Raw genomic sequence first — 15459 nt, 5'->3', positions numbered from 1 at the left:
GAAAATAAATAATAAAAATTCATTTTTTTATAACCACAAGCAGTATGACAGGCCGCACGGGCCTCTCCGCGTCATATGCAGCCAGAGCATGGAAAATATTCTCCAAATGCATTTGCCGCTGCCTGGTGCCTTTCTTTAAATGGCCCTTCTTAGCGAAAAAATGCATTGATTCGGCGATTTATATTCCCATGAAGAATATCGATAAAACCCTTTCGCCCGCCTGGAGCCGGCCCCTGCCGCGCCTGGCGCCGCCGCCCTCCGCGGCTTTCGCCCGGCGCCTGGGGGACGGCCTGCTGCCCTGGTTGCTGCCGCTCGGGCTGGCGCTGCTGTGGTGGGTCGCCAGCCATCGCCACTGGATGTCGGCCCAGGTGCTGCCAACTCCCGAGCTGGTCTGGCAGAGCGCCCGCGAGTTGCTCGCCGGCGAACTCTGGAGCGAATTGGCGATCAGCCTGCGGCGCCTGGCCTGGGGCCTGCTCGCCGGGGTCGCCAGCGGCGCCGCGCTAGGCGCCTGGCTAGGCTTCAGTCCGCGTGCCGAGCGCCTGGTCTTCCCCACCTTCAGCGCCCTCGCGCAAATCCCCACGCTGGCCTGGATCCCGCTGTTCATGCTGTTCTTCGGCATCGGCGAACTGCTCAAGCTGGTGGTGCTGGTGAAAGCGGTCGTGGTGCCGGTGACCATCCATACCCTGGTCGGCGTGCGCGACGCCCAGCCCAAGCTGCGCGAAGCCGCCGCAGTACTGCGCCTGCCGCCACGCCTGCTGGTCTGGCGGCTGATCCTGCCGGCGGCGCTGCCGGCCTTCCTCACCGGGCTGCGCCTGGCCCTGGCGCAGGGCTGGACCTCGCTGCTGGCGGTCGAGTTGCTGGCTTCCAGCGAGGGTATCGGCTACCTGATGGTGCAGGGCCGGCAACTGTTCATGCTCGACATCGTGTTCGTCTGCATCCTCATCATCGGCCTGGTCGGGGTGGGCATGGACCGCGCCATCCAGTGGCTCGACCGCCGCCTGCTGCACTGGCCGCAAGCCGCCACCGGCGAATTCCGCCGGCGCCCGCCGGGACGCGGCTGGCAGCGCCTGCAGGTGTGGCTGCCGCCGCTGGCGCTGCTGCTCCTGTGGCAGTCGGCGAGCAGCGCCGAATGGGTCGATCCGGCGATCCTCGCCAGCCCTCTGGAAGTGGCGCGGGCGACCTGGAGCGGAGCGCTCGACGGCAGCCTCCCAGGCGCCCTGTTCGACAGCCTGAAGCGCACGCTCGGCGGGCTCCTGCTGGGCGGCGGCCTGGGTTTCCTCGGCGGCCTGCTGCTCGGCCTGTGGCGCCCGGCGGAACGCTTCTTCGGCCCCACTTTCGCGGCACTGCGGCAGGTGGCGATCTTCGCCTGGGTACCGCTGCTCACCGCCTGGTTCGGCCTGGGCGAACCGGCCAAGCTGACGTTCGTCGCAATCGCCGCCTTCTTCCCGCTGCTGCTGGCCACCCAGCGCGGCATCGCCAGCCTGCCGCCGAGCCTCGGCGAGGCGGCCCGGGTGCTGCGCCTGGGTCCCTGGCGACGGCTGCTCCGGCTGGTCCTGCCGGGTGCCGCCCCGTCGGTGTTCGCCGGCCTGCGCCTGGCGCTGATCTACGCCTGGCTGGGAACCATCGGCGCCGAGTACTTCATGCCCTCCGACGGCGGCATCGGCAGCCTGATGATCGGCGCCCAGCAATTGTTCCGCATGGACCTGATCGGCGCCGGCATGCTCCTGGTCGGCCTCACCGGCGCCCTGCTCAATGCCCTCGGCCAACGCATCGAAGCGCGCGCCACGCGCTGGAGACACGCATGAACGCATTCACCGCGCCCGCCACGGACACCCCGCTGGTCAGCTTCCGCCAGGTGCGCAAGCACTTCGCCGTGGACGGCCGGCGACTGGAAGCGATCCAGCAGTTCGACCTGGAGATCGGCGAGGGCGAGTTCATCGCCATCGTCGGCGCCAGTGGCTGCGGCAAGTCGACCCTGCTGCGCCTGCTGATCGGCCTGGACCGCGACTACGACGGCGAGATCCGCGTCGACGGCCGGCCAATCGCCGGCATCGGCGGCGAACGCGGCATCGTGTTCCAGGAGCACCGCCTGTTCCCCTGGCTGACGGTGCAGCAGAACGTCGCCCTCGGCCTGGTCAACGAAGCCCTTAGCGAAACCGACAAGGCGGCGCGGATCGACGAATACATCCGCCTGGTCGGCCTGCACGGCTTCGAGCGTGCCTACCCGCACCAGTTGTCCGGCGGCATGGCCCAGCGCGTGGCGATCGCCCGTGGCCTGGTGGCCAGCCCGCGCCTGCTGCTGCTCGACGAGCCGTTCAGCGCCCTCGACGCACTGACCCGCCAGCAGTTGCAGGAAGAGTTGCTGGCGATCCGTCGGCGCACCCGCATCACCACCCTGCTGGTCACCCACGACGTCGAGGAGGCGCTCTACCTGGCCGACCGGGTGGTGGTGATGGAGCCGCGCCCGGGGCGGATCAGGCGGGTGGTCGAGGTGGACCTGGCGCACCCGCGCGAGCGCGGTGGCTTCGACTTCCTGCGCCAGCGCGAAGCGCTGCTGCACGAACTGACCGCCGACGGCGAGTACGTCGCGCCACCGCCGCGACGGGTGGAAAACCTGCCCTTCGAATTCCTCGCTTGCTGAAAAGCCCCTTGCCCTGGCCCTTTCCCCCTGCGGGAAGGGCGGGGGCGAGGGCCCCACCTTCTCCTCCCATCCAGACGAGACCCGCGCATGAGCAAACGCCCCAACTTCCTGGTGATCGTCGCCGACGACCTGGGCTTCTCCGATATCGGCGCCTTCGGCGGCGAGATCGCCACGCCGAACCTCGACGCCCTGGCCATCGCCGGCCTGCGCCTGACCGACTTCCACACCGCCTCGACCTGCTCGCCGACCCGCTCGATGCTGCTCACCGGCACCGACCACCACATCGCCGGGATCGGCACCATGGCCGAGGCGCTGACCCCGGAACTGGAAGGCAAGCCGGGTTACGAAGGGCATCTCAACGAGCGCGTGGTGGCGCTGCCGGAGCTGCTCCGCGAGGCCGGCTACCAGACCCTCATGGCCGGCAAGTGGCACCTCGGCCTGAAGCCGGAACAGACGCCCCATGCACGCGGTTTCGAGCGTTCCTTCTCGCTGCTGCCGGGCGCCGCCAACCACTATGGTTTCGAGCCGCCCTACGACGAAAGCACTCCGCGCATCCTCAAGGGTACGCCAGCGCTCTACGTGGAAGACGAGCGCTACCTCGACACGCTGCCGGAGGGCTTCTATTCCTCCGACGCCTTCGGCGACAAGCTGCTGCAATACCTCAAGGAGCGCGACCAGAGCCGGCCGTTCTTCGCCTACCTGCCGTTCTCCGCGCCGCACTGGCCGCTGCAAGCGCCGCGGGAGATCGTCGAGAAGTACCGCGGTCGCTACGACGCCGGTCCAGAAGCGCTGCGCCAGGAACGCCTGGCCCGGCTCAAGGAGCTGGGCCTGGTGGAAGCGGACGTCGAAGCCCATCCGGTGCTCGCCCTGACCCGCGAGTGGGAGGCCCTGGAGGACGAGGAACGGGCTAAGTCGGCGCGGGCGATGGAGGTCTATGCGGCGATGGTCGAGCGCATGGACTGGAACATCGGCAGGGTCGTGGACTACCTGCGCCGGCAGGGCGAGCTGGACAACACCTTCGTCCTGTTCATGTCCGACAACGGCGCCGAAGGCGCCCTGCTGGAGGCGTTCCCGAAATTCGGCCCGGACCTGCTGGGCTTTCTCGACCGGCACTACGACAACAGCCTGGAAAACATCGGCCGCGCCAATTCCTACGTCTGGTATGGCCCGCGCTGGGCCCAGGCGGCCACCGCACCATCGCGCCTGTACAAGGCATTCACCACCCAGGGCGGGATTCGCGTGCCAGCGCTGGTGCGCTACCCGCGGCTAAGCCGGCAGGGTGCGATCAGCCATGCCTTCGCCACGGTGATGGACGTCACCCCGACCCTCCTCGACCTCGCCGGTGTCCGCCACCCAGGCAAGCGCTGGCGCGGCCGCGAGATCGCCGAGCCGCGCGGCAGGTCGTGGCTGGGCTGGCTTTCCGGCGAGACCGAGGCGGCCCACGACGAGAACACCGTGACCGGCTGGGAGCTGTTCGGCATGCGTGCGATCCGCCAGGGCGACTGGAAGGCGGTGTACCTGCCGGCCCCGGTGGGCCCGGCCACCTGGCAGCTCTACGACCTGGCCCGCGACCCGGGCGAGATCCACGACCTCGCTGACAGCCAGCCGGGCAAGCTGGCGGAGCTGATCGAGCATTGGAAGCGATACGTCAGCGAGACCGGTGTCGTAGAGGGGGCTTCGCCTTTCCTGGTGCGATAAGCGGAACCTCTCCCCTCGCCCTCTCCCTTCAGGAGGGAACGTCTGGCCAGAAGGTCGGGGAGAGGGGCTACTTCGCCGGGTGGAACGAGGCGACCCGGGTCAGGCCGAGAAACCGCCATCGATGGTCAGGCTGGCCCCGGTGATGTAGGCCGCTTCCGGCCCGGCCAGGTAGGCGACGAAGCTGGCGATTTCCTCGCTGCGGGCGTAGCGCGGCAGCGCCATCAGGCCCTTGAGGGCCTCGGCGAAGTCGCCGTCGTCCGGGTTCATGTCGGTATCCACCGGACCCGGCTGCACGTTGTTCACCGTGATCCCGCGCGGGCCGAGGTCGCGGGCCAGGCCCTTGGTCAGGCCGACCAGCGCCGACTTGCTCATCGCGTAGGTGGCGCCGCCGGCGAACGGCATGCGCTCGGCATTGGTGCTGCCGATGCTGATCACCCGCCCGCCGTCGCCCATGTGCTTGACCGCCGCCTGGGTGGCGACGAAGACGCTGCGCACGTTGATCGCCAGGGTCCGCTCGAAGTCGGCCAGCGGCAGCTCTTCCACCGAACCGAGGGCGAGGACGGCGGCGTTGTTGACCAGGATGTCGATGCGTCCGAAGCGAGCCGCCGCTTCGTCGACGGCGGCGACGAGCGCGGCCGCGTCGGCGCTATCGGCATGCAGGGCCAGGATGCTGGCTCCGGCGCCTTCGAGTTCGGCCGCCAGGGCCCGGGACTTGTCCGCCGAGCTGACGTAGGTGAAGGCGACGCTGGCGCCTTCGGCGGCCAGCCGGCGAACGATGGCGGCGCCGATGCCGCGGGAACCGCCCTGGACGAAGGCGACTTTGCCGGCGAGGGATGCAGAGGATACGGACATGGAAATCTCCATCGGAGTGGATAGACAGGCCCCGAGTTTCCGTCGTCCATTGCAGACCTGGTAGCGGGTAATCGCTATATTCAGCCGATACCAATGGTTTATGCGGGCCCTTTCCCATGGAAACCCTCAGCAACATCCAGTGCTTCGTCCGCAGCGCCGAGGCCGGTAGCTTCGCCGAGGCCGCCAGGCGCCTGGGCCTGACGCCGGCCGGGGTGGGCAAGAACGTCGCCCGCCTGGAAAGCAACCTCGGCGTGCGCCTGTTCCAGCGCAGCACCCGGCGCCTGACCCTGACCGAAGCCGGGGAGCGTTTCCTGCAAGAGGTCGGCGGCAGCCTGGAGGGCATCCAGACCGCTCTCGCCAACGTCTCCAGCGTCGGCAACCAACCCAGCGGCACGTTGAAGGTCAGCATGGGGCTGGCCTTCGGCCGCGACTACATCCTGCCGCTGCTCGGCGAGTTCCTCGAACGCTATCCCGACATCGTGCCCGACTGGCATTTCGACAATCGCCAGGTCGACCTCATCGGCGAAGGCTTCGACGCCGCCATCGGCGGCGGTTTCGAACTGCCTCCCGGGGTGGTGGCGCGCAACCTGACGCCGGGCCACCTGATCCTCCTCGCCTCGCCCGCCTACCTCCGCGACAAGCCGCCAATCCGCCATCCAGGCGACCTGGGCGGCTTCGACGGGATCCGCATCCGCTCGCCGCAGACCGGCCGCGTGCGCTCCTGGCCGCTGCGCCGGCGCAACGGCGAGGAGGCGCCGATCGAGCTGCGCGAACGCATGACCATGAGCGACCCGGAAGCCACCTGCGAGGTCGCCGCCATGGGCCTGGGCATCACCCTGGTATGCATGCAGCACGCCTATGCCTACCTGGAGTCCGGCGCCCTGGTGCGGGTCCTGCCGGACTGGTACGTCGACGCCGGCAACACCAGCCTCTACTACGCGGCGAACAAGCTGCTACCGGCCAAGACCCGGGTCTTCGTCGACTTCGTCGTCGACTACTTCCGCCGCCAGGACCTGGCCCGGCGCTTCTCCGCCTTCCCAACCGGCTAGCGCCAGCCATCCGTCGCCTCGGCAAACGGGAAAAGGCCCTGGCACCGGCCTCGCCGGAAAAACGGCAGTTTGACATTACCGATTGGGACTCTAGTTTTAGAAAACGCCGCCGACGAGCTTGGAAGGCGTCTTCCGCACGGTCCCGAGGGACCGCCTGGAAGCCCTGCTCCGATCCGGCACATGGAGTGCAGCATGCGCGAGTCCCTCGGTGTTTCGTTACCATCCCGGCCCCTGCTGCTGAAGCTGGGCCTGCTTTCCCTACCCTGGGCGTTGTGCGCCGGGCTGCATGCCGTCGGCCTCGGCGTCTGGCTGGTCCTGGCGCTCGGTTGGTTCGCCAGCCTGGCCATGCTCGTCCTCCTCCTGCGCGCCCCTCGGCAAGCGGTAGCGAATGCCAACCCGCAGGCGGATGCCGCTTCGCCGGCCTGGAGCGCGGCGCAACGGGCGCTCGCCGACGAAACCGCGCAACTGGACGGTCACGCCCGGCAGATCGACGAACTGCTGCATTCGGCGATCCGCCAGCTCAGCGACAGCTTCCACGGCCTCGCCGAACGCATCGATACCCAGCGCGGCCTGTCCCATTCGCTGATCGAGCGCTACGACGGGCGCGGCCAGGTCGACGAAGGCATCAACTTCCAGGACTTCGTCAGGACCACCCAGCAGACCCTCAGCCTGTTCGTCGAGGCTACCCTGGAAACCAGCCGGACCTCGCAGCAACTGGTGGAACGCATGGACCAGGTGCGGCTGAAGATCACCGAGATCCTGCAGTCGACCCAGGACATGGACGCCATCGCCAAGCAGACCAACCTGCTCGCCCTCAACGCCGCCATCGAGGCCGCCCGAGCCGGCGAGAGCGGCCGCGGCTTCGCCGTGGTCGCCGATGAAGTGCGCGCGCTGTCGACCCGCTCCACGGAGTTTTCCGCCGCCATCCGCAAGCACGTCGACGTGGTCCACCACGAGATCCAGGACGCCGAGAGCGCGATCTCGCAACTGGCCGACAAGGACATGTCCTTCGCCCTCGATTCCAAGCACAAGATCCAGGGCATGCTCGATGACCTGGAGGCGATGAACCGGCACACCCTGAAGGTCATCCACGAACTGGACCGGCTCTCGCTGGAAGTCGGCCAGGGCGTCGACGCGGCGGTCACCGCCCTGCAATTCCAGGACATGGGCAGCCAGTTGCTCGGCCAGATGCGCAAGCACCATGCGCGTCTTGGCGCCTTCGCCCTCGGCCTCGGCGCGCTGGAGGCGCGGCCGCGCCAGGAATGGCCCGAACGGGTCGCGCGGGAGGTCGAGGAACTACGCCGGCCCTTGCCCAGCCCGGTGAGCCAGAACAGCGTCAACGTGGGCGAAGTGGAATTGTTCTGAGGGGTATCGATAGCCAATCCGTCTAACCGGATAACTATCCGACGAGAAACCGGCGCCAATAATTGAAATCCACCGGACATTGTCTTTACTGGAACTAGCAAAGGGCCATCAGAGCCCTCCGTCACAGCCACCTGGCACACACCACCTTCGCCGCCGAGCTTGGCGCTGCGGTAGGGACACCGTGAGGACGCAAGACCATGGGCAAACCGATTCTGATCGTCGACGACTCGGCGTCTATCCGCCAGATGCTGAGCTTCACCCTGAAGTCCGCCGGCTACGAGGTGGACGAGGCCGCGGACGGCAAGGAAGGCCTCGGCAAGGCCCAGAGCAAGAGCTACAGCCTGGTGTTCACCGACCAGAACATGCCGAACATGGACGGCCTGTCGCTGATCCGCAGCCTGCGTAACCTGGCCGGCTACCGCAGCGTGCCGATCCTCATGCTGACCACCGAATCGAGCGACGCGATGAAGCAGCAGGGGCGTAGCGCCGGCGCCACCGGCTGGCTGGTGAAGCCGTTCGACCCGCCGAAACTGCTCGAAGTGACGCGCAAGGTCCTGCCCTGATTCCCGTTCCCCCGCGGGGGAGGTCCCATGCCCCAGGATATGAGCCAGTTTCTCCAGGTGTTCTTCGAGGAAACCGAGGAACACCTGGCCACCCTCGAACTCCTCCTGATCGGTCTCGACCTGGACCGGCCGGACAGCGAGACGCTGCACGGCATCTTCCGCGCCGCGCATTCGATCAAGGGTTCCAGCGGAATGTTCGGTTTCGACGACATCACCGCCGTCACCCACGAACTGGAGACCCTGCTCGACCGCATCCGCTGTGGCCAGATGCACCTGCGGCCGGACATGATCAGTTCCTTCCTCGAAGCCCGCGACGTGTTGCAGCGCCTGCTCGACGCCCATCGCAGCGGCAGTCCCGACCCCGGGGTGCCGTTGCTGGAGACGGTCGAGCGGCTGCGCGGCTGGCTGCGGGTGCCGGAACAGGAAGCGGCGGAGGAAGGCTTCGGCCTGTTCGACGACGCGCCCGCCAGGGAAACCGCGGACGACGATGCCTTCGGCTTCTTCGACGAAGGCCCGGGCGCTCCGGAACGAGCGGCCGCGCCGGAAGCGTTCGGGCTCTTCGACGAGGCGCCCGGCGCACCGGCCGCGAGCGAAGCGTTCGGCCTCTTCGATGAGGCACCGGGTTCCCCACCTACGGAGGAACGCGCCTTCGGCCTGTTCGACGGCGCCCCCGGCAGCCCCGCCGCGCCCAGTGCGCCCGCGCAAGCCGTCGCCGCGACGGCCAGGGGCGCAGTCGCGCCCGTGCGTGGTGACGGCGAGTCCGGCTCGATCCGGGTCAGCGTGGAAAAGATCGACAGCCTGATCAACCTGGTCGGCGAACTGGTGATCACCCAGGCCATGCTCGGCCAGCTCGGCGAGCAGCTCGACCCGAGCCGCCACGAGCGCCTGCAGCACGCCCTGGCCCAGCTCGAACACAACACCCGCGACCTGCAGGAATCGGTGATGTCGATCCGCATGCTGCCGATCAACTTCATCTTCAGCCGCTTCCCCAGGCTGGTGCGCGACACCGCCACGCGCCTGGGCAAGCAGGTCGAGCTGCACCTGCACGGCGAGCACACCGAACTGGACAAGAGCGTGATCGAGAAACTCAGCGATCCGCTCACCCACATCGTCCGCAACAGCATCGACCACGGCATCGAAACGCCCGCCGAACGCCTCGCCGCCGGCAAGCCGGCGAGCGGCACGGTGAAGCTCGCCGCCAGCCACCAGGGCGGCAGCGTGGTGGTGGAGGTTTCCGACGACGGTCGCGGCCTGTCGCGTCCACGCATCCTCGCCAAGGCCCGCGAGCGCAACCTGCCGGTGCATGACGGGATGAGCGACGCCGAGGTCTGGCAACTGGTGTTCATGCCCGGCTTCTCCACCGCCGAGACGGTCACCGAGCTGTCCGGACGCGGCGTCGGCATGGACGTGGTGAAGCGCAACATCGGTGCCATGGGCGGGCGCATCGACATCGACTCGGCGCCCGGCATGGGCACTCGCATCGGCATCCGCCTGCCGCTGACCCTGGCGATCCTCGACGGCCTGATCGTCGCCGTCGAAGCGGTCAACTACGTGATTCCGCTGACCTACATCGTCGAGTCGCTGCAGGCGCGCAGCGACGACGTGCGCGGCCTCGGCGGCGAAGACAACGCGATGATCCGCGTACGCGGCGAGTACCTGCCGCTGTTCAGCCTGCACGAGCTGTTGCGCATCGGCGGCGAAGCGCCGGCGCCGGAGCAGGGCATCGTGGTGATCCTCGAGTCCGAGGGGCGCAGCTTCGCCCTGCAGGTGGACGAACTGGTCGGCCAGCAGCAGGTGGTGATCAAGAGCCTGGAACAGAATTTCCGCCGAGTGGAGGGTATCGCCGGCGCCACCATCATGGGCGACGGCAGCGTCGCCCTGATTCTCGACGTCGATGCGCTGCCACGCCTGGCGGCGCGGGAGGACACCGCCGATGAACGGCACTGAGGCAAGCCAGGCGAACGGCCCGGCGCAGGAATACCTGACCTTCACCCTGGGCCGCGAGGAGTACGCCATCGACATCCTCCGCGTGCAGGAGATCCGCGGCTACGACCAGGTCACCGCGATCGCCAACGCGCCGCCCTTCATCAAGGGCGTGATCAACCTGCGCGGGGCGATCGTGCCGATCGTCGACCTGCGCATCAAGTTCCACCTCGCCGAGGTCACCTACGACCCGTTCACCGTGGTGATCATCCTCAACATCGGCCGGCGCATCGTCGGCGTGGTGGTGGACTCGGTATCCGACGTGATCGCACTGGGCGGCGACGCGATCAGGCCGCCGCCGGAGTTCGGCGCCAGCTTCGACACCGAATACCTGCTCGGCCTGGCCACCGCGGGCGAGCGCATGTTGATCCTGGTGGACATCGAGAGACTGATGACCAGCCGCGAAATGGCGCTGGTCGACGAAGCCGCGGCCTGAGCGGCGCCAACGAGGGATAGGCAGGGGATATCGAAATGGGTCTGTTCAATGCACATGCGGTGGCGCAGCAACGCGCCGACCGGATCGCCACGCTCCTCCAGTCGTTCGCCGACGGCCAGCTCGACACCGCCGTCGGCGAGGCCCCGGCGCCCGGCTACGAGCGTCTCTACGACAGCCTGCGGGCGCTGCAGCGGCAACTGCGCGAACAACGCGCCGAACTCCAGCAGGTGGAAAGCCTGGAGGCGGGGCTGGCGGAGATGAGCCGCCAGCACGAAGCCGGCTGGATCGACCAGACGATTCCCGCCGAACGCCTGGAAGGTCGCGCGGCGCGCATCGCCAAGGGCGTCAACGAACTGGTGGCCGCGCACATCGCGGTGAAGATGAAGGTGGTCAGCGTGGTCACCGCCTACGGCCAGGGCAACTTCGAGCCGCTGATGGACCGCCTGCCGGGCAAGAAGGCGCAGATCACCGAAGCCATCGACGGCGTTCGCGAACGCCTGCGCGGGGCCGCCGAGGCGACCTCGGCGCAACTGGCCACGGCGGCCTACAACGCGCGGATCAAGAGCGCGCTGGACAACGTCTCGGCCAACGTGATGATCGCCGACAACGATCTCAACATCATCTACATGAACCGCACCGTCAGCGAGATGCTCGGTCGCGCCGAAGCGGATATCCGCAAGCAACTGCCGAACTTCGACGCCGGCCGCCTGATGGGCGCCAACATCGACGTGTTCCACAAGAATCCGGCGCACCAGCGGCACCTGCTGGCCAACCTCACCGGCGTGCACAAGGCCGAGCTCAACCTCGGCGGCCGGCGCTTCTCCCTCGACGTGGTGCCAGTGTTCAACGACGCCAACGAACGCCTCGGCTCCGCCGTGCAATGGACCGACCGCACCGAGGAACACCGCGCCGAGCAGGAAGTCTCGCAACTGGTGCAGGCGGCGGCCGCCGGCGACTTCAGCAAGCGCGTCGAGGAGGCCGGCAAGGAAGGCTTCTTCCTCAGGCTGGCGAAGGACCTGAACAGCCTGGTGGATACCGCCGACCGCGGCTTGCGCGACGTCTCGCGGATGCTCGGGGCGCTGGCCCAGGGCGACCTCACCCAGCGCATCGAGGCCGACTACCAGGGCACCTTCGGCCAGCTCAAGGATTTCTCCAACGACACCGCACAAAGCCTGTCGCGGATGCTCGGGCAGATTCGCGAGGCCGCCGACACCATCAACACCGCCGCCAGCGAGATCGCCAGCGGCAACGCCGAACTGTCGGCGCGCACCGAGCAGCAGGCGTCGAGCCTGGAGGAAACCGCCTCGAGCATGGAAGAACTGACCAGTACGGTGAAGCTCAACGCCGAGAATGCCCGCCAGGCCAACTCGCTGGCGGCCAATGCCTCGGAAGTGGCGACCCAGGGCGGCACCGTGGTGCAGAAGGTGGTCAGCACCATGTCCTCGATCAACGAGTCGGCGCGCAAGATCGCCGACATCATCGGGGTGATCGACGGCATCGCCTTCCAGACCAACATCCTCGCCCTCAACGCCGCGGTCGAGGCAGCCCGCGCCGGCGAGCAGGGCCGCGGCTTCGCGGTGGTCGCCGGGGAAGTGCGCACCCTCGCCCAGCGTTCCGCCGCCGCGGCCAAGGAGATCAAGACGCTGATCTCCGACTCGGTGGACAAGGTGGAGAACGGCAACACCCTGGTGGCCCAGGCCGGACAGACCATGAGCGACATCGTGGTAGCGATCCGCCGGGTCACCGACATCATGTCGGAGATCGCCGCCGCCTCCGCCGAGCAGAGCACCGGCATCGAAGAGGTGAACAGCGCGGTCTCGCAGATGGACGACATGACCCAGCAGAACGCCGCGCTGGTGGAGGAAGCCGCGGCCGCGGCCGAGGCCATGCAGGAGCAGGCGGGCCTGCTCAACCAGTCGGTGGCGGTGTTCAGGCTGGACACTCCGCCGAGCGTGGTCCAGCTCGCCAGCGCGCGGCCGTCCGCGCCACGCCCCAGCGCGCCGGCGCCGCTGGCCCGCAGCGGCATGGCGCGGGCCAGCAAGGCGCGCAAGGAAGACGGCTGGGAAGAATTCTGAGACCACGCCGCGCCTCCGCCAGGCGGAGGGCGGCAAGCCCTTAGGGTCGACCAGGGAAACCCGACGCCAATGCCCACCTCCACGCCTTCGCCGGTGTTCGGCAACCAGGAGTTCCACTACACCCGCGAGGACTTCCAGCAAGTACGCGAGCGGCTCTACCGGCTGACCGGCATCAGCCTGGCCGAGAGCAAGGCGCAACTGGTCTATAGCCGCCTCTCGCGGCGCCTGCGCCTGTTGCGGCTCGGCAGCTTCGCCGAATATTTCACCCACCTCGACCGCGAGCCGGGCGAGCAGCAGTTGTTCGTCAACGCGCTGACCACCAACCTCACCGCATTCTTCCGCGAACGCCACCACTTCCCCCTGCTCGCCGACCTCGCCCGCCGCCAGTTGCAGCGGCATCGCCCGCTGCGCATCTGGTCGGCGGCGGCGAGTACCGGCGAGGAACCCTATTCGATCGCCATCACCCTGGTGGAGGCGCTGGGCAGCTTCGATCCGCCGGTGAAGATCGTCGCCTCGGACATCGATACCGGGGTGCTCGACTGCGCCCGCCAGGGCGTCTATCCGCTGGAGCGCCTGGAGCAGATGCCGGCGCCGCTGAAGAAACGCTTCTTCCTCCGCGGCACCGGGCCCAACGCCGGCAAGGCGCGGGTGGTGGAGGAACTGCGGCAACTGGTGGAGTTCCGCCAGATCAACCTGCTGGAGGCAGACTGGTCGATCGCCGGGGAACTCGACGCGATCTTCTGCCGCAACGTGATGATCTACTTCGACAAGCCGACCCAGACCCGCCTGCTGGAACGCATGGTGGCCCTGCTGCGGCCGGAGGGCCTGTTCTTCGCCGGGCATTCGGAGAACTTCGTCCACGCCAGCCACCTGGTGCGCTCCGTCGGCCAGACCGTCTACAGCCCGGCCTGATCGCGATGAATCTCCAGGCCCGGGAAGGCGCGCCGCTGAACCGCTACTACGATCCGTACTTCGCCTGCGATGCGGTGAAGCTGTTGCCCGGCGAATACTTCGCCAGCGGCGAAGACCTGGTGATCGTCACCGTGCTCGGCTCCTGCGTCTCGGTGTGCCTGCGCGACCCGCTCAACGGCATCGCCGGGATGAACCACTTCATGCTCCCCGAGCGCGGCCTCGGCGGCGACCCGGCCTCGCCGTCGGCGCGCTACGGCAGCCACGCCATGGAACTGCTGATCAACCGCATGCTGGCCCTCGGCGCCAGCCGCGAGCGCCTGCAGGCCAAGGTCTTCGGCGGCGGCTCGGTACTGCGCCAGATCAGCGCCGCCATCGGCCAGCGCAACGTCGAGTTCACCCTCGACTACCTGGCCACCGAGCGTATCCCGCTGCTCGCCAGCGACGTGCTGGAGGCCTTCCCGCGCAAGATCTACTTCTTCCCGCGCAATGGCCGGGTCCTGGTGAAGTCCCTGGTGGAGCTGAAGAACGACACCGTGCTGCAGCGTGAACGCGACTACCGCCGCCGTATCGACCGCAACGCGGACGGCGGCCCCATCGACCTGTTCTGACTCTCCGGGAGAGCTCGCCATGCCCATCAGTGTCCTGGTCGTCGACGATTCCGCCCTGATCCGCAGCCTGCTCAAGGAGATCATCCAGGCCGACCCGGAGCTGCGCCTGGTCGGCTGCGCGCCGGACGCCTTCGTCGCCCGCGACCTGATCAAGCAGCACGCGCCGGACGTGATCAGCCTCGACGTGGAAATGCCGCGAATGGACGGCCTGACCTTCCTCGACAAGCTGATGAAGGCGCGGCCGACCCCGGTGCTGATGATCTCCTCGCTCACCGAGCGCGGTTCCGAAGCCACCCTGCGCGCGCTGGAACTGGGCGCGGTGGACTTCATCGCCAAGCCCCGGCTGGGCATCGCCGAAGGCATGCAGGCCTATGCCGAGGAAATCCGCGCCAAGCTCAAGACCGTCGCCCGCGCCCGCCTGCGCCGCCGTGCGGCGGACGCGCCGGCGCCGCCGGAAAGCGCGGCGCCGCTGCTCAGCACCGAGAAGATCATCGCCCTCGGCGCCTCCACCGGCGGCACCGAGGCGCTCAAGGAAGTGCTGCTCGGCCTGCCGGCGCACAGTCCCGGGGTGGTCATCACCCAGCACATGCCTCCCGGCTTCACCCGCAGCTTCGCCGAGCGCCTGGATCGCCTGACCCGGCTCAGCGTCAGCGAAGCGCGCGACGGCGACCGCATACTGCCCGGCCACGCCCTGGTCGCGCCGGGCGACCACCACATGGAGGTGCAGCGCTCCGGCGCCAACTACGTGGTGCGTTTGAACCGCCAGGCGCAGGTCAACGGCCACCGCCCGGCAGTGGACGTGATGTTCGAATCGCTGGCTCGCTGCGCCGGGCGCAACCTGCTCGCCGGCCTGCTCACCGGCATGGGCAAGGACGGCGCGCGCGGGCTCCTGGCGATCCGCCAGGCCGGCGGCTACACCCTGGCCCAGGACGAGGCTACCTGCGTGGTCTACGGCATGCCCCGCGAAGCGGTGGAACTGGGCGCCGCGGAAGACGTGCTGCCGCTCGAACGGATCGCCGCCGCGCTGCTCCAGCAAGCCGCCCGGCGCGGCAGCGGCAACCGCCTCTGAGCGGGATTCTGGCCGGCCCGCTGCGCTTTTTCGCCGCCCCCCGCAACCTCCCCCGCCGAGACCCCGCCGACGACAGGCCCGAACCACGGGCCTTTGCCTGCTCGCCATCATTGTGACGTCAAATTAATGGCGAAATAAAACCAAATTACGTTGCCTGAAATAATGCACATCTGCACAATTGGCCCTTTCGCCAAAAGTTCGACACACG

At 68.2% G+C, this 15459-nt stretch carries 13 protein-coding genes; 12 read left to right on the top strand and 1 reads right to left on the bottom strand.

Translation table 11 applies throughout. The features are described 5' to 3' along the window. Positions 1-188: 188 nt before the first annotated feature. From LE197_RS29810 to atsA, 3 genes are all read left to right on the top strand, one after another. Positions 189-1805, top strand: a complete 1617-nt coding sequence (locus LE197_RS29810) for an ABC transporter permease (protein WP_003106694.1) — start codon at positions 189-191, stop codon at positions 1803-1805. Next, on the top strand, positions 1802-2641 hold the full coding sequence (locus LE197_RS29805) for an ABC transporter ATP-binding protein (protein ID WP_034003121.1): 840 nt from the start codon (positions 1802-1804) through the stop codon (positions 2639-2641). Before LE197_RS29810 ends, LE197_RS29805 begins: the two co-directional genes overlap by 4 nt. Positions 2642-2728: 87 nt before the next feature. After that, positions 2729-4339 carry an arylsulfatase AtsA gene (gene atsA, locus LE197_RS29800; RefSeq protein ID WP_003106692.1) on the top strand — a complete coding sequence of 537 codons (1611 nt, stop codon included), beginning with the start codon at positions 2729-2731 and terminating at the stop codon, positions 4337-4339. Between the two features lie 99 nt (positions 4340-4438). Here the strand turns inward: atsA and LE197_RS29795 are convergent, their stop codons facing one another. Further along, positions 4439-5191 carry a 3-oxoacyl-ACP reductase family protein gene (locus LE197_RS29795; RefSeq protein ID WP_003106691.1) on the bottom strand — a complete coding sequence of 251 codons (753 nt, stop codon included), beginning with the start codon at positions 5189-5191 and terminating at the stop codon, positions 4439-4441. Positions 5192-5307: 116 nt separating this feature from the next. Here LE197_RS29795 and LE197_RS29790 point away from each other — a divergent pair, with 116 nt between their 5' ends. From LE197_RS29790 to LE197_RS29750, 9 genes are all read left to right on the top strand, one after another. After that, positions 5308-6240, top strand: a complete 933-nt coding sequence (locus LE197_RS29790; protein WP_003083951.1) for a LysR family transcriptional regulator — start codon at positions 5308-5310, stop codon at positions 6238-6240. Between the two features lie 180 nt (positions 6241-6420). Further along, on the top strand, positions 6421-7605 hold the full coding sequence (cttP, locus tag LE197_RS29785; RefSeq protein WP_009875676.1) for a trichloroethylene chemotactic transducer CttP: 1185 nt from the start codon (positions 6421-6423) through the stop codon (positions 7603-7605). A gap of 197 nt (positions 7606-7802) precedes the next feature. Beyond that, a complete protein-coding gene (locus tag LE197_RS29780) occupies positions 7803-8168 on the top strand; it encodes a response regulator (protein WP_003083943.1) in 366 nt (121 codons plus the stop codon). Positions 8169-8195: 27 nt separating this feature from the next. Further along, positions 8196-10115, top strand: a complete 1920-nt coding sequence (locus tag LE197_RS29775) for a chemotaxis protein CheA (protein ID WP_023083869.1) — start codon at positions 8196-8198, stop codon at positions 10113-10115. After that, the gene (locus LE197_RS29770; RefSeq protein WP_003083938.1) at positions 10102-10587 is read left to right on the top strand and encodes a chemotaxis protein CheW; all 486 of its coding nucleotides are present in this window, start codon (positions 10102-10104) and stop codon (positions 10585-10587) included. Before LE197_RS29775 ends, LE197_RS29770 begins: the two co-directional genes overlap by 14 nt. A gap of 35 nt (positions 10588-10622) precedes the next feature. Continuing rightward, positions 10623-12662 carry an aerotaxis transducer Aer2 gene (aer2, locus tag LE197_RS29765; RefSeq protein WP_003112650.1) on the top strand — a complete coding sequence of 680 codons (2040 nt, stop codon included), beginning with the start codon at positions 10623-10625 and terminating at the stop codon, positions 12660-12662. A 69-nt stretch (positions 12663-12731) separates the two neighbouring features. Further along, positions 12732-13574 (top strand): CheR family methyltransferase, encoded by an 843-nt coding sequence (locus tag LE197_RS29760; protein WP_003102222.1) that lies wholly within the window; start codon positions 12732-12734, stop codon positions 13572-13574. 5 nt (positions 13575-13579) lie between these two features. Further along, positions 13580-14182, top strand: coding sequence for a chemoreceptor glutamine deamidase CheD (cheD, locus tag LE197_RS29755; RefSeq protein ID WP_003102220.1), 603 nt, complete (start codon positions 13580-13582; stop codon positions 14180-14182). Positions 14183-14201: 19 nt separating this feature from the next. Further along, a complete protein-coding gene (locus LE197_RS29750; RefSeq protein ID WP_003083922.1) occupies positions 14202-15251 on the top strand; it encodes a protein-glutamate methylesterase/protein-glutamine glutaminase in 1050 nt (349 codons plus the stop codon). The last annotated feature ends 208 nt before the right edge of the window (positions 15252-15459 follow it).

The organism is Pseudomonas sp. PS1(2021) (assembly GCF_020405165.1).
In the GTDB taxonomy this organism is placed as follows: Bacteria; Pseudomonadota; Gammaproteobacteria; order Pseudomonadales; family Pseudomonadaceae; genus Pseudomonas; species Pseudomonas aeruginosa.
This window is presented reverse-complemented; position numbering and strand designations above follow the sequence as displayed.

Excerpts from the sequence above, each read along its gene's own strand:
- LE197_RS29790 (WP_003083951.1), top strand. The coding sequence starts at position 5,308 with ATGGAAACCCTCAGCAACATCCAGTGCTTCGTCCGCAGCGCCGAGGCC.
- aer2 (WP_003112650.1), top strand. The coding sequence starts at position 10,623 with ATGGGTCTGTTCAATGCACATGCGGTGGCGCAGCAACGCGCCGACCGG.
- atsA (WP_003106692.1), top strand. The coding sequence starts at position 2,729 with ATGAGCAAACGCCCCAACTTCCTGGTGATCGTCGCCGACGACCTGGGC.
- LE197_RS29775 (WP_023083869.1), top strand. The coding sequence starts at position 8,196 with ATGCCCCAGGATATGAGCCAGTTTCTCCAGGTGTTCTTCGAGGAAACC.
- LE197_RS29795 (WP_003106691.1), bottom strand. The coding sequence starts at position 5,191 with ATGTCCGTATCCTCTGCATCCCTCGCCGGCAAAGTCGCCTTCGTCCAG.
- LE197_RS29805 (WP_034003121.1), top strand. The coding sequence starts at position 1,802 with ATGAACGCATTCACCGCGCCCGCCACGGACACCCCGCTGGTCAGCTTC.
- LE197_RS29780 (WP_003083943.1), top strand. The coding sequence starts at position 7,803 with ATGGGCAAACCGATTCTGATCGTCGACGACTCGGCGTCTATCCGCCAG.
- LE197_RS29810 (WP_003106694.1), top strand. The coding sequence starts at position 189 with ATGAAGAATATCGATAAAACCCTTTCGCCCGCCTGGAGCCGGCCCCTG.
- LE197_RS29760 (WP_003102222.1), top strand. The coding sequence starts at position 12,732 with ATGCCCACCTCCACGCCTTCGCCGGTGTTCGGCAACCAGGAGTTCCAC.
- LE197_RS29770 (WP_003083938.1), top strand. The coding sequence starts at position 10,102 with ATGAACGGCACTGAGGCAAGCCAGGCGAACGGCCCGGCGCAGGAATAC.
- cttP (WP_009875676.1), top strand. The coding sequence starts at position 6,421 with ATGGAGTGCAGCATGCGCGAGTCCCTCGGTGTTTCGTTACCATCCCGG.
- cheD (WP_003102220.1), top strand. The coding sequence starts at position 13,580 with ATGAATCTCCAGGCCCGGGAAGGCGCGCCGCTGAACCGCTACTACGAT.
- LE197_RS29750 (WP_003083922.1), top strand. The coding sequence starts at position 14,202 with ATGCCCATCAGTGTCCTGGTCGTCGACGATTCCGCCCTGATCCGCAGC.